The 13,462-nt window shown below is 69.2% G+C and carries 10 protein-coding genes; 4 read left to right on the top strand and 6 right to left on the bottom strand.

The genetic code is table 11. From position 1 onward, the window contains the following. Positions 1–5: 5 nt before the first annotated feature. Complete coding sequence (locus ABE85_RS02225) at positions 6–2,696, bottom strand: hypothetical protein (protein ID WP_157521868.1); 2,691 nt, start codon at positions 2,694–2,696, stop codon at positions 6–8. Between the two features lie 289 nt (positions 2,697–2,985). Continuing rightward, a complete protein-coding gene (locus tag ABE85_RS02220; RefSeq protein ID WP_067269690.1) occupies positions 2,986–5,145 on the bottom strand; it encodes a S46 family peptidase in 2,160 nt (719 codons plus the stop codon). Positions 5,146–5,350: 205 nt separating this feature from the next. Here ABE85_RS02220 and ABE85_RS02215 point away from each other — a divergent pair, with 205 nt between their 5' ends. The 3 genes from ABE85_RS02215 to ABE85_RS02205 all read left to right on the top strand — a co-directional run bounded on the left by ABE85_RS02215 (position 5,351) and on the right by ABE85_RS02205 (position 7,335). Next, on the top strand, positions 5,351–5,614 hold the full coding sequence (locus ABE85_RS02215; protein ID WP_067269687.1) for a hypothetical protein: 264 nt from the start codon (positions 5,351–5,353) through the stop codon (positions 5,612–5,614). Positions 5,615–5,803: 189 nt separating this feature from the next. Continuing rightward, on the top strand, positions 5,804–6,496 hold the full coding sequence (locus ABE85_RS02210) for a DNA methylase (protein WP_067269679.1): 693 nt from the start codon (positions 5,804–5,806) through the stop codon (positions 6,494–6,496). Beyond that, positions 6,493–7,335, top strand: coding sequence for a hypothetical protein (locus ABE85_RS02205; RefSeq protein ID WP_067269678.1), 843 nt, complete (start codon positions 6,493–6,495; stop codon positions 7,333–7,335). Before ABE85_RS02210 ends, ABE85_RS02205 begins: the two co-directional genes overlap by 4 nt. Here the strand turns inward: ABE85_RS02205 and ABE85_RS02200 are convergent. Continuing rightward, positions 7,325–8,218 (bottom strand): LysR family transcriptional regulator, encoded by an 894-nt coding sequence (locus ABE85_RS02200; RefSeq protein WP_067269677.1) that lies wholly within the window; start codon positions 8,216–8,218, stop codon positions 7,325–7,327. The genes ABE85_RS02205 and ABE85_RS02200 overlap by 11 nt on opposite strands. Before the next feature lie 114 nt (positions 8,219–8,332). On the opposite strand from ABE85_RS02200, the gene ABE85_RS02195 reads away from it, so the two are divergent. Continuing rightward, the gene (locus ABE85_RS02195; RefSeq protein WP_067269676.1) at positions 8,333–9,556 is read left to right on the top strand and encodes an L-dopachrome tautomerase-related protein; all 1,224 of its coding nucleotides are present in this window, start codon (positions 8,333–8,335) and stop codon (positions 9,554–9,556) included. Between the two features lie 3 nt (positions 9,557–9,559). On the opposite strand, the gene ABE85_RS28695 is transcribed toward ABE85_RS02195, so the two are convergent. The 3 genes from ABE85_RS28695 to ABE85_RS02180 form a co-directional block, all read right to left on the bottom strand. Further along, the gene (locus tag ABE85_RS28695) at positions 9,560–11,110 is read right to left on the bottom strand and encodes a methyl-accepting chemotaxis protein (protein ID WP_067269674.1); all 1,551 of its coding nucleotides are present in this window, start codon (positions 11,108–11,110) and stop codon (positions 9,560–9,562) included. Between the two features lie 100 nt (positions 11,111–11,210). Beyond that, positions 11,211–13,004 carry a DNA internalization-related competence protein ComEC/Rec2 gene (locus ABE85_RS02185; RefSeq protein ID WP_255362657.1) on the bottom strand — a complete coding sequence of 598 codons (1,794 nt, stop codon included), beginning with the start codon at positions 13,002–13,004 and terminating at the stop codon, positions 11,211–11,213. 55 nt (positions 13,005–13,059) lie between these two features. Next, positions 13,060–13,368 carry an AlpA family transcriptional regulator gene (locus ABE85_RS02180; RefSeq protein WP_157521864.1) on the bottom strand — a complete coding sequence of 103 codons (309 nt, stop codon included), beginning with the start codon at positions 13,366–13,368 and terminating at the stop codon, positions 13,060–13,062. Positions 13,369–13,462 lie beyond the last annotated feature (94 nt).

Here is a 13,462-nt window from a genome sequence, read left to right as displayed (position 1 = left end):
AGCGGTCAGCCCATCAGGACTTCGCCTGGCGTCGCCAACTGGACGAATTGCTGGGCGGCCGGACCGGTGAGCACCAGCACCAGCTCGGCGTTCTGGAAATCTCCGTTGCCGTCCACATCGACGAAGATCGTCGACTTGCCGGCTTCGTCGACCCGCGTGAGGAACAGGTCGTTCGCAGCGTCATCTCCGCTGGACGGGGCGGTGTAATTCTTGAGCACTGCGGTCAGGTCAATGATGTCCATGTCCGCCTCGCCGCGGATGATCTCGTCGTCGATGTCCGTGAACACGAACGTGCCAGTCTGGCCCGCCTCGAACACGAACCGGTCGGCGCCGCCGTTGCCCACCATCACGCCGCCGCCATCCGGGAGACTGATGACGTCCGACCCGGCGCTGCCGATCGCCGCCTTGAGCGGGCCAGTGCCAGTTCCGGAGAGCGGCGAGGCGATCTGCGTCGCATTGCCCGCGCCGTCTCTCGCGTAGACGTCATAGGTCCCCGCGCGCAGGCCGGACAGGTCCGCGAGCGACGTCTCGTTGCCCGGGCCCGCGCTGGCGAAGCGCCGCCAGCTTGACGCGTCCAGCGTGTCGATGTCCGCCAGGTCGTCGGCGGGCGACAGCGTGTCACGCACCAGGAAGACCTCGCCTCCTTCGTCACTGGTGATGGCCAGCCCCGAGCCGGACAGGCCGGTGAATGCGGCGTCGGGCGCCGTCCTGTCAATCGTGACGTTGATGAAAGTCCAGTCCGACGCGTTGCCTGCAGCATCCACCTGCTGCACGCCGATGGACCTGGCGCCCTCGGACAATTGGCCGTCCATGTCGATGAGGGTGGTGTCGGCGTCGTTCGGTGTCGTCCCTTGCAGCGCGCCATCCACCGACACGTGCGTGGTACCGCCGATCTCCGTGCCGAGTACCCGGAGGCTTGCGCTCCGGACGATCCGGTCGCCGACGACGCCCGAGTCCGCGTTCAGGAAGAGGCCAGGCCTGTCTGGCGCCGATTTGTCGATGCTGAAGTTCAGTTCGGTTTCCTGACTCGAATTGCCGACCGCATCCGTCTGCCGGGCTCGGACGTTGTGGGCACCGTCAGTGAATCCGGGATCCGCGATGCCCGCAGGACCGCCCACCAGCCAGCCGCCGCCGTCAATGCTGTACTCCCAGGTCGCAAGCGGCTCGATGCCGCCGACACTGAGGCTGCCGTCGTTGGTCAGGCGGTCACCGCCCTCACCGGTATCGCTTGCCAGCGTCAATGTCGGCGCGAGGGCGACGGTGTCCTTCACCACGCCGATGCTCATCGTCGACGGGTTGCCCGCACCGTCCGTCTTGCGGACGATCACTTGATTCAGGCCTTCGGACAGCGCGCTGCTGGCGATGGATGAACCGGATCCCGGCGTCCACGACCTCCCATCGTCCAGGCTGTAGTCCCACCTGGCACCCGTCTGGATGTTGCCGACCATCACCGAGCCGCTTTCGTTGATCACTCTCTTGCCGGTACTGGTGCGGACGGAAGGCGAGCTGATGGAGGCGATCACCTCCAGCTCGGCGGTCGTCGTCGCCTGGTTTCCTGCGGGGTCGATCTGCCGGACGGTCAGGTGATTCGTGCCCTCGGCCCAGGTATGCGTGCCGATGACTGAACGTTCGATCCAGGTCGTACCGCCGTTCAAGCTGAAGGCCACACTGGCGCCTTCCTCGATGTTGCCCAGCGTCAGATACTCGCCGCGATTGACGAAGCCCGTGCCGTTTCTCGTCGCAACGGTGGGGAGACCGACCTGGGTGTCCTTCACCACCTCAGCGGTCGCCGACGCCTGGTTCCCGGAGGCGTCGGTCTGCCGGACTGTCACGCGATGCGTGCCTTCGGACAGCGCGCTGCCGGCGATGGACAGGGCCGAACCCGGAGTCCAGGTCGCGCCGCCGTCCAGGCTGTAGTCCCAGTTGGCGCCAGCCTCGATGTTGCCGACCGTCACCGAAGCGCCGTCGTTGATCGCGCGCCTGCCGGTGCTGGTGCGGATGGTCGGTGCGGCCACTTCCGTGTCCTTCACGGCACCATCGGTGGGAGCTGCGGGAACAGTCTCCACGGGAGGCTGGGCCACCACCGGAGGTTCGACCACTGCGGGAGGCGGAGCCACCACCGGAGGTTCGACCACCGCGGGAGGCGGAGCCACCACCGGAGGTTCGACCACCGCGGGAGGCTGGGCCACCACCGGAGGTTCGACCACCGCGGGAGGCGGAGCCACCAGCGGAGGCTCGACCGCCACCGGAGGTTCGGTCACCACCGGAGGCGGGGCCGTCACCACTGGGGGCGAAATCATCACGGGAGTGGGAGCGGTGCCCCCAACGGGCGTCACGATGCTGGATGCAGAGCCGCCGCCTCCCGCGGCCAAGCCGGCCAGTCCCAGTCCGCTCACGCCGAGAAGCGCCCAGCCGAGGCGTTGCGTCTCGTCGTCCTGATGCGCAGGCGTTCCTGACGCCTCAATGCTGGTCGCGACCTCCGCCGCGGCCGGCATCGTCGCCGCGACGGACTGCGCTTCATCGGCCGCAGGAACCGCCTCGACCGCCGGTTCCTGGGCGGACACGTCAAGCGGGGATTCATCCTCCACGCGTCGTTTCAGCAGTTCGGCGCTCTGCCGTGCTGTCGTCGAGGAACGGACATCGTTGAGCGTCGACGGAACACCGTGGGCTACGCTCGAAACGGGGGACTGGGTCATGGGGGTTCGCCGGTTGGAAAAGGTGCGACAGTCTCCGTTCGCACTGCGACTGAGACCATTGCCTCCAACGGCCAGCCATGCACGCCTGCTAGCTCAAATGAGTCGTCGGCAAGCAGTTTCATGCTGATCCTGCGACCTCTTTGCTAGTGGCCCCTCATCACTGGGTGACATCACCCGGGCTGCGCCTGCTCCACCAGCAAGCCCCAACGACAACGCCCCGCGCAAGGCGGGGCGTTCGTTGGATCCATCGCCCGGATCGCTCAGCCGAGCGATCCGGGGGAACGCGCCCTCACAGCGCGTTCATTTCCTTCAGCAGGCGGTCCGCCTTGTCGACGACCTTCATCTGCCACAGCATGTAGCGCGCATCCAGGCAGATGCTGCGGTTCATGTTGTCGTTGAAGTCCCAGTCGGAGATCACCGCGTCCAGCGTGCCGTCGAACAGCAGGCCGACCAGTTCGCCGTTGCCGTTCAGCACCGGCGAGCCCGAGTTGCCGCCCGTCGTGTCCAGCGTCGCCAGGAAGTTCACCGGCACCGAGTCCAGCGCCTTCACGCCGTACTTGTCGAACTGGCGCGCCTTGATCGCGGCGAGCTGCTCGGCGGGCGCGTTGAACTCGCCCGTGCCGGTGTGCTTGGCCACCACGCCGCGCAGCGTCGTGAACGCGGTCCAGGTCGTGCCGTCCACGCCCGGCGAACGGCCCTTCACCTGACCGAAGGCCACGCGCAGCGTGCTGTTCGCGTCCGGATAGACCGGCTGGCCGCGGCTGGCCTTGAAGTCGATCTCGGCCTGCATGGTCGCGGCGTAGGCCTGCTGGGTCTTGCCGGCCAGTTCCTTGTCGCGGTTCTCGCGCGCTTCCTCGTCGGCGTGCAGCGCCACGGCGGCCTTGACCAGCGTGTCGGTGCTGCCTTCGAAGGCCGCGGCATCCCGCGACAGCCACGCCGTGCGCTCGGCCTTGTCCGTCAGCTTCGTGCCCGCGTACAGCGCATCGACGCGCGCGGTCACGGCCGCGGCATCCATGCCACCGCGCACGCCGAGCGCGTTCAGGAACGCGGCGTTCAGCTGGTCGGCCGGCAGGGCCAGGTATTGCGTCAGGAAGTGGCTGACCACCTTCTTCTCGGTGACCTCGTCGAAGCGGCGGTCCAGCGTCTCCACGGCCTGCTTGCGGCGCAGCTGGTCGCGGTCCTGGTAGCCGGTCTTGCGCTCCGCATCGGGCTTCTTGCGCTGCAGCGCCTGCTCGTACAGGTCGCTCGCGCTCTTGACGAGCGCGGGCGTCGCGTAGCTCAGCAGGAACTCGCGGCGCACGATCGCCTGGCGCTCGGCGATCAGGCGCTCCACCGCCATCAGCGACGGGCCGTAGGCGTCGCGGCGCTTGGCGTCGGCGTTCACCCAGGCCTTCATCTGGTCGAAGGCCGCCTGCTTGCGCGCGAGGATGTCGCTGCCCGCGTAGCTGGCCATCTGGCCCTGGTAGTTCTTGTAGTAGTTGTTGACGCCGGCGACGGTGTTGGCCAGCTTGATCTCGGCATCGCGGCGGCCGGTGGTCGCCTCCTTGATCAGGTCCAGCTGCTCGCCCATCGCCTTGACGCGGTGCGGGAAGTCCCACGAGAACGCGAAGTCGACTTCCGACGGCAGGCGGTGACGGTTCGTGCGGCCCGGATAACCGGCCACGGCGACGAAGTCGTTCTCGCTCAGCGGCGAGCTCGCCATCTTCAGGAACTGCTGCGGCTGGAAGGGCTTGTTGTCCTTGCTGAAGTCCGCCGGCTTGCCGTCCGGGCCGACGTAGGCGCGGTAGAAGCTGTAATCGCCGGTGTGGCGCGGCCACATCCAGTTGTCGGTGTCGCCGCCGAACAGGCCGACGCCTTCGGCCGGCGCGTGGACCAGGCGGACGTCGCGGATCTCGAGCTGCTTGGTCAGCTGGTACATCAGGCCGCCGTAGAACGCGCCCACCGAGCAGCGGTGGCCGGTGTCCTTCTCGCACGCGGCGACCAGCGACTTCTCGTTGGCCTCGATCGCGTCGATGCGGGCCTTGCCCTGCAGCGCGGCGGTCTTCCTGTCGATCACCTGGTCGGTGACGTCGGTCAGCGCAACCGTGACCAGGATGCGGCTGCCCGGCGCGGCCGGCAGTTCATCGGCCAGCGACGCGGCCAGGAAGCCGTTCTTCAACAGGTCCTTCTGCGGCGTCGAGTTGTACTGGATGCTGCCGAAGGCGCAGTGGTGGTTGGTCACCACCAGGCCCTGCGGGGACACGAAGGAGGCCGTGCAGCCGCCCAGGCTCACCACCGCGCCCATCGGGTACCCCAGCGGCTGCGACAGCCGCGCCGGATCGAACTTCAGGCCCAGGGCCTTCATGTCCTTGGCCACCAGCGGCAGCTGCTGCGGCATCCACATGCCTTCGTGCGCCTGGGCGCCGGCTGCGGCGTAGAACGCCAGCGCAGCCCACATCAGTCGTTTCATTCGCGGGACTCCTGTCCACCTTCTGAGAAGGGGCGAACCATACACGAGCCGGCATTCCCGGACCCGTGCCGGTCGGCACCCGGTCCCCATGCCGCATGGCGGGATAACCCGCAGTTCCACTCGGGCTCCACGACCGTGGGATGGGGAAACCCTGACTCCAAACTTACACTTCCATTGAATCAATCGTGTCGTCCAGGAGCCCGCCATGACTCTCACGCAGCTCAGCCAGGTGAAGCGCTGGATGGTGATGCACAGCGCCCGCCATCCGGTGGAGCTGGCGGTCTGGAACGTCGTGCTGACGATCTGGATGCTGGGCTTCATGGGTGTTCCGGGCGCGTTATTGATCCAGGCGTGGATCGCACTGCCGTTGTGTCTGGTGGCCTGGCTGCTGCCGATGGCCTACACCGGCGGCCGACGCCGGCTGCACCGGTCGGGCCGCCTGCGCTGCGACTGGCTGACGGCGCTCTGAACACGGCACGCCTCGATCCGCACACCTCGGTGACTCGAAGCCGGCGGAGCCGGTGCCCCTCGGAGCGAATTCCGAGCGGCGAGGAGGAGATTGAGCGGAGAGGGGCACCGGCTCCGCCGGCTTGCGCGCCATCGTTGGAACGCCTCCCGCGCCTTGACATCATCGTCACTTCTGACGATGATCCGTCGCATGAAGTATCCAGGCGGCAAGGGCAAGACGTACCAGCACGTCATCAACCTGATGCCTCCGCACCGGGTGTACATCGAGACGCACGTGGGTGGCGGCGCGGTCCTGCGCCACAAGCTGCCGGCGGCGCGTTCGATCGCCATCGACGCCGACGAGCGGGTCATCGCGCACTGGCAAGACCTGGCACTGCCCGGGGTCGAGCTGGTGCACGGCCGTGCCGAGGACTTCCTCGCGCGGCACACGTTCGAGGGGGATGAGCTGGTCTACGTGGACCCGCCCTACCACCCCGAGACGCGTCGGCAGACGCGCATCTACCGGCATGAATACGGCGCGGCGGACCACGAGGCGCTGCTGGCGCTGCTCGCGGCGCTGCCATGCCGGGTGATCGTGTCGGGTTACGCGCATCCCTCGTACGACGCCCTCCTGCGGGGGTGGCGGACGGTGGACTTCCGCGCGAAGACCCACACCGATGTGCGCACGGAGACGCTGTGGTTCAACTTCGAACCGCCTGAGATGCTTCACGACAGCCGGCATCGCGGAGCCACCTTCCGCGAGCGCCAGACCCACAAGCGGCGTCTCGAACGCCTTCAAGAGCGTGTCCATGCCATGGACCCGGTCGAACGCGCCGCGTTCACCCAATGGCTGAACACCACCTATCCAGCCGCCCAGAGAGGCGGCGTTCCTCTTCTCCCATGACCCAGATCGTTGCCCTCGTCTCCCGCCACGGCTCCCTCCAAAGAGAACTTCCCGATCCCCATCACCTCCTGCTGACCGGCGTGCGCTGGGGCGCCGTCGAGGAATTCCCCACTCCGGCCTATTGGACGCAGCAGGCGCTGGCCCATCGCCTGGAAGCGGCACCGCCCGCGGCGTCGGGCCGCTCGCTGGCCGAGGAGGTCGGCGCGTCGCTGCTGGGCGGACCGGGCATCCCGGCCGCCGTCGGGCTCGCCGCGTTCGCGCGCATCCGCGAGCGCGGCGCCTTCGTGCAGCCTGGCGTCTGCGAGCTCACACTCACTGCGTGGCTGAGCGAGCCGCTGGACGTCGACGGCAAGGCGCTGGGATTCCGCTTCGCGGCGCCGAAGGCGAAGCACCTCGCGGCGGTGATGCCGGCGCTGCTCTCGGCGCCGGACTTCGAGGCCGGCCAGGACCTGCGCAACTGGTTGATGGAACTGCCGGGCGTCGGACCGAAGACGGCGTCGGCGATCGTGCGCGGCTGGTCGGCGTCCGAGGACGTCGCGCTGCTCGACGTGCACCTGCTGCGCGTCGGTCAGGTGATCGGGCTGTTCTCGCGCAAGCTGACGGTGGAGCGGCACTACCTCGAAGCCGAGGCGCGCCTGCTGAAGCTGTGCGCCGCGATGGACGTGCGTCCGTCGGAGCTGGAAGCCGTCGTCGCGGCGGAGATGAGCCGCTCGCCCGAGACGGCGCGATTCCTGGTCGACCACCTGAAGGCGACCGAAGGTGGTCCCAAGGTCGCGGCCTCGGCGAAGGCCCGCGCGATGCGCGAGCCGGAGCAGATCGCGCTGGTGTTCACGGCGTGAGCGCCTCGATCAACGCCCGCGCCGCCGCCGACTGGTGGCGGTGCGGCGCGTAGACCAGCGAGAACGGCCGCGTCCGCCCGCCCAGTTCGGGCAACACCTCCGCCAGTCTTCCGCTGTCGAGCCGCTCGCGCACGATGAAGTCATAGGTCTGGCAGACGCCGATGCCCTGCTCCGCGAGCGAGACCGCGCCGAGCACGTCGTCCGAGACCTCGATCGTCGAGGTCGGCTGCCACTCCACCTCCTCGCCTGCCACCAGGAACGACCACGGCCCCAGCCGTCCGGTGCGCGGCATCACGAACGGCAGGCAGCGATGCAGGGTCAGGTCTTGCAGGCTCCGCGGCTCGCCCGATCGCCGGAGATAGTCCGGCGCGGCGACCAGCCGCAAGCGCGCGTCCTCCAGCTTGCGTGCGACCAGTCCGCTGTCGGGCAGATGCCCGAGCCGGATCGCCATGTCGAAGCCCTCGGCGACCAGGTCGACGTTGCGGTTGGTGATGTTGAGCTCGAGCCGCACGCCGGGATGGCGTTCGATGAAGGGCAGGAGCAGTGGGGGCAGCCGATGGTGGCCGTAGGTGGTGGGCGCGCTGATGCGCACCCGGCCGCTGAGCGCGGCGCCTTGGGACTGCGCCTGCGCTTCCGCGTCACCCAGCAGCCCGAAGGCGTGACGCGCCTGCTCCAGGTAGCGACGCCCCTCTTCTGTCAGCCCGATGCGACGCGTCGTGCGACGCATCAGTTGCTGACCGAGTCGCGTCTCCAGCCGGACGACCGCGCGGCTGAGCACCGACGCCGTCGTCGACAGCGCCGTGGCGGCGGCCGTGAACGATCCCTGCTCCACGACCGCCAGGAACGCTTCCACATCGCCCAGGTAGTCGAATCGACGGCTCATCTTGTCTTCCCAGGAATCAATGAATTGGCTCCAGGGTAATTTATCTCCTGTTTGAGCATCAATAGAGTTGCTTCATCGATTTCTGCCCGCACCGCGGGCGCCACGAGGACTCCGATGAACCGCTCCCGCCCCACCTTCCGCCTTGCCCGGCACGCGCTGACCGCGCTGACCGCGTTCGCCGCTTCCGCCGCGCTGACCTCCGCCTGGAGCGCCGACACCGCCGCACTGGAGCGCTGGCGCAGCTACAGCGGCGTGACCTGGGAGGCGGGTCCCGCTTCGCAGGGCGCGCCTGCCGCGGCCTTCCGCAACTCCGTGAACGCGCCCATCGCGGGGATCCACTTCGACGCCAAGGATCGCGCCTTCGTCAGCACGCCGCGGCTGATCTCTGCGGACACGCCCGCCACCTTGAGCCTGCTGGACACATCCGTCGACGGCGGCCCCGCACGGCTCGCCGCCTTCCCCTCGGAGACGGGCAATGCGACGAACGCCGCGCCGGCGCTTCATCTGCGCAACGTGCTGGGCTTCCACATCGACCGCCGCAACGGCTGGCTCTGGGCCCTGGACATGGGCTTCGTCGCCGGCGAGGCCGAAGCGCCGGCGGGCGGTCAGAAGATCGTCGTCTACGCGCTGGCCACGGGCCGCGTGGTGAAGCGCATCGCGCTGGACGGCGTCGCCGATCGCAAGGGCAGCTTCCTCAACGACATCGCGGTCGACGAGGGCCGCCGCGTCGCGTATCTCTCCGACAGCGGCCTGCGCAGCGCGCCGCGCAACCAGGCGGCGATCATCGTGGCGGACTTCGATTCGGCGCGCGTTCGCCGCGTGCTGAGCCAGCATCCGTCCGTGATGCCCGAAGCCGGCGCGAAGGTCGTGTCGCACGACGAGGAGGTCTGGCCGGGCAATCCGCTGGTGCTGGGCATCAACGGCATCGCCCTGTCGCCGGACGCGCGCACGCTGTACTGGACGGTCACGACCGGCACGAAGGCGTTCGCGATCGACACGGCCGCGCTGCGCGACACGAAGGCGGACAGCGCCCGCGTGGCGGCGGCGGTGCGGACGCTGGGCGATGTCGGCGGCAACACCGACGGCATCGTGACGGACGCGCAAGGTCGGCTCTACATCACCGACGTCACCCGCAACGGCATCGTGCGCTACGACCCGGCCTCGCGAGCGATGACACTGATCGCCGCGGACGACGGCGTGTTCTGGCCCGACACGCCCACGATCACGACGGGCGGGGACCTGCTGTTCACCGCCAGTCGATTGAACGGCCACTTCGCCGGCGCCGTGAAGGCGGGCAGCGAGCGCTACGACCTCTGGCGGCTGCGGCTGGCCCGCTGATCTTCAACCCGTCAAACGGAACTTCGCCACCACCTGGGTCAAGCGCGCGGCCTGCTCCTTCAACGCCTCGGCCGCGGCGGCGGATTCCTCGACCAGCGCGGCGTTCTGCTGCGTCATGCTGTCGAGCTGCGTGACCGCCGTGTTGACCTCCGACAGGCTCAGCGTCTGCCCGCCGGTGGCCGCGGCGATCTCGCGGATCAGCTGGCTGACCTGCTTCACCGCGTCGACCACCTGCGTCATGGTCGTGCCCGCGTCGCCGACGGCGCGCGAGCCCGTCTCGACCTGCTCGACCGAATCCGCGATCAGCGTCTTGATCTCGCGCGCCGCCTGGGCGCTGCGCTGCGCCAGGCCGCGCACCTCGGACGCGACCACGGCGAAACCGCGGCCCTGCTCGCCCGCGCGGGCCGCCTCGACCGCGGCATTGAGGGCGAGGATGTTGGTCTGGAAGGCGATGCCGTCGATCACGCCGATGATGTCGGCGATGCGCCGCGACGACTGCTGGATGCCCGCCATCGTCGAGACGACGCGGCCGACCATGTCCCCGCCGCGGCTGGCCACGCCGGCCGCGTCCTGCGCGATGCGGCTGGCCTCGTCGGCGCTGCTGGCGCTCTGGCGGGCGGCATCGGTCAGCTGGTGCATCGCCGCCGAGGTCTCCTGCAGGTTGGACGCCGTCTGCTCGGTGCGGCTCGATAGGTCGAAGCTGCCGGTGGCGACCTCGCGGCTGGCCTCCGCGATCTGGTCGGCGCTGGAGCGCACCGTCGACATCGACGCATGCAGCGCGTCGCGCATCTTGCCGAGCGCCCGCAGCAGATCGCCCAGTTCATCGCGGCGCGAGGCCGTGTCGATGTCGCGCAGGTCGCCGCCGGCGATCCGGTCCGCGGTCTCCGACGCCGCGCGCAGCGGCTGCGTCAGCGAGCGCGTCAGCAGCCAGCCGACCAGCGCCCCCAGGGCCATGGCGGCCGCGACCAGCGTCCAGATCGCGGTCAGCACGACGCGGTAGTCGGCGCGCGCCTGCTCGTGCGCGACATCGGCGCCCTCGGCATTGATCTTCACCAGTTCCGCCTGGCGCTGGGTCGCGCCGCGGAAGGCGGTGCGTGAATCGCCGCGCAGCAGGGCGACGGCCTCGTCCCGTTGACCGCCACCGAGCGCCGCCACGTAGCGCTCCTGCACGGACCGATAGGTCTGGATCTGCCGACCGAGGTCCTCGAAGACCTGCCGCTCCTTGTCGCTGGCGACGAGCTTCTCGTAAGTCGACAGCAGCCCGGGCAGCACGCGCCATTGCTCGGTCAGCCGCGCCGCCTCGTCCGCGACCGCCTTGGCGTCGCCGCCGACGAGCATCTGCAGTTCCGCCCGCCGCATCTGGTTCATCGAATCGCTGATGGCGCCCAGCACGCGCGTGCTCGGCAGCCAGTTGGTGGCCAGGTCGTCGACCTTGGCCTCGACCTGCGCCACGCGGCTCGCCGAGAACGCGCCCATGGCGAGCATCAGCAGCAACAGCAGCGCGAAGCCCAGACCGAGTCGCACTCCTACCTTCAAGTCGGACAGCATTCCCATGTGATCCTCCCGTCGGCGCCGGCTCTGGCGTCGCCTGCGAAAGCTAGCACCAGTCCGGCGGCATGCACAGCCCCGGTGAAGGGGGCAGCGGGCGCCGCCTTCACGGCGCAAGGCTGCGCGGGACGGTCTCCTCGGGGTCAGGATCCGGGTCCGGATCCGCGGTGCTGGCGGGGGCGTCGGGAAGCTTCGGCAGGGATGCTGGCATCGGGCGCACGGGCAGAACGCCCGGCGGCAGGCGCAACCAGTAGCGCCGTCGCGTCGCCCGCTCGCATCCGTCGATCGGCGGCGACCGGCGGTCGCTGCGCCAGCGCCACGCGCCGCAGTCGACCGTGTTGAGCAGCAGCACGTCGGCGGCGAGGTAACGCGCCACGATGTCCGGCTTCGGATGGCCGAAGCGGTTGAGATATCCCGACTGCACCGCGGCCACGCGCGGCTCGACCGCCCGCACGAATGCGACCGTCGACGAAGTCCGGCTGCCGTGATGCGGCACGACGAGGACTTCGGACCGCAAGCCCTCCTCGCCGTCCTCCCGCACCAGGCGCGCCTCCTGCGCCGCCTCGATGTCGCCGGTCAGCAGCACGCGTCGGCCGGCGGCTTCGACGCGCAGCACGCAGGAACCCGCATTGCGCCTGGCTTCCTTGCGTTTCTGGCTCACCTCGCCCGTGCTGCCTGCCCCGCCCGCTCCGCCCGCCTCTCCTTCCACGATCGGCCACAGCACCTCGAAGCGCACGCCGTCCCAGGTCCACCGCTGCCCGCGCCGGCAGCCCTCCCCGCCCGGCACCGCGCCCAGCCTCCGCTCGACCGGCATCGCCGCGAGCAGGCTGGCGGCGCCGCCCACATGGTCCTGGTCCGCGTGGCTGATCATCAGCACATCCAGTCGTCGCTCGCCGAGCCCGTACAGCAGCGGCAGCAGCACGCGTTGCCCGGCATCGGAACCCGGCCCCCACGACGGGCCGGCGTCGAAGACCATCGTGTGCCCCTGCGTGCGCAGGATCGTGGCGCCGCCCTGGCCGACGTCGGGCACCCAGAGTTCCAGGTGACCCGGCGCGGGGCGCTCGATCACCGGCCAGAACATCGGCACGCACAGCGCGAGCCCGCCGAGTCGCAGGCGCCACGGCCACGGCATCGCGAGCGCGGCACCGCCGACCAGTCCCACCGCCTGCGCCCACGCGGTCGGCCACGGCAGATGCCAGACCGCCAGCGGCAGGACGCGCAGCGCCTCCAGCAGGGCGTTCATCAGCGCGACGCACCACGCGCCTAGCGTCCACAACGGCGGACACACCGCGCCCAGCATCGCCAGCGGCGTGATCACGTACGAGACCAGCGGGATGGCGAAGGCGTTCGCCACCAGGCCCACGATGGACAGTTGCTGGAACAGCAGCAGCGTCAGCGGCGCCAGGCCGAGCGTCACCACCCACTGCGTGTGCCAGGCGTTGCGCAGCGCGCCGCGCCAGCCGGGATCGGCACGATGGTCCGCGGCCATCAGCAGCGCGACGGCGCAGAACGACAACCAGAAGCCGGCCTGCGTCAGCGCCCACGGGTCGGCGGCGCACACGCCGGCGGCGGCCGCGCACAGGCTCATCGGCCACGGCCAGCGCGCGCCGGTCTGACGCAGCAGCGCGAGGATCGCGAGCAGCCCGACCGTGCGCTGCGACGGCACGCCCCAGCCGGAGAACAGCGCGTAGAGCCCGGCCGCGACGACGCCGATCCACATCGCCGCGCGCGGCGCCGGCAGCCACAGGCACAACCGCGCGCTGCGCCGCCAGACCCAGCCCGCCGCGGCGCCGGCGAGCCAGGCGAACATCGTCACGTGCAGGCCGCTCACGCTCAGCAGATGCGACACGCCGGCGTCGCGGTACAGCCCCCAGTCGGCGGCATTCTGGCCGTTTGCAATCAGCTTCTACGTTGTTGCAAACGCCTCTTCTCCGGTTCCACTTTTGCAAATCCCTCTACGCCGACTTTTCCGTCGACTCTTGGACGTTTGCAAACCCTTCTACGCTCCTAGCCGCCGCCTCCTTCGCCAACGCAATCTCTCGGCCCAAGAAGTTTGCCTGGTTCTGAAACGCAGTAGCGCTTTCTAGCGTTTCGAACATCTGCGCAACGGTCACTCGACGCCACAGCGCCCTTCGCCCCACCTTTACGGGGGGAGGAATTGCCCCTTTGCGGACGTAGTTGCTAACCGTCCGCGCTGTCACCTTAAGCATAGAAGCAAGCTCATTCTTGGTGACGAACTCAAGGTCCTGCGTCTGCTTGGCCATCGCGACTCTCTCATGAGTGAAGTCGCTGAAAGCGTATTTCAAAACAGCAGACTTGTCGCTTAAGAACGCATTTGCGCGAGCGACGCACAAAACC

The organism is Mitsuaria sp. 7, from assembly GCF_001653795.1.
Lineage (GTDB): Bacteria > Pseudomonadota > Gammaproteobacteria > Burkholderiales > Burkholderiaceae_C > Roseateles.
Note: the sequence above shows the minus strand (reverse complement) of the source record. Positions and strands in the feature narration are given on the sequence as shown.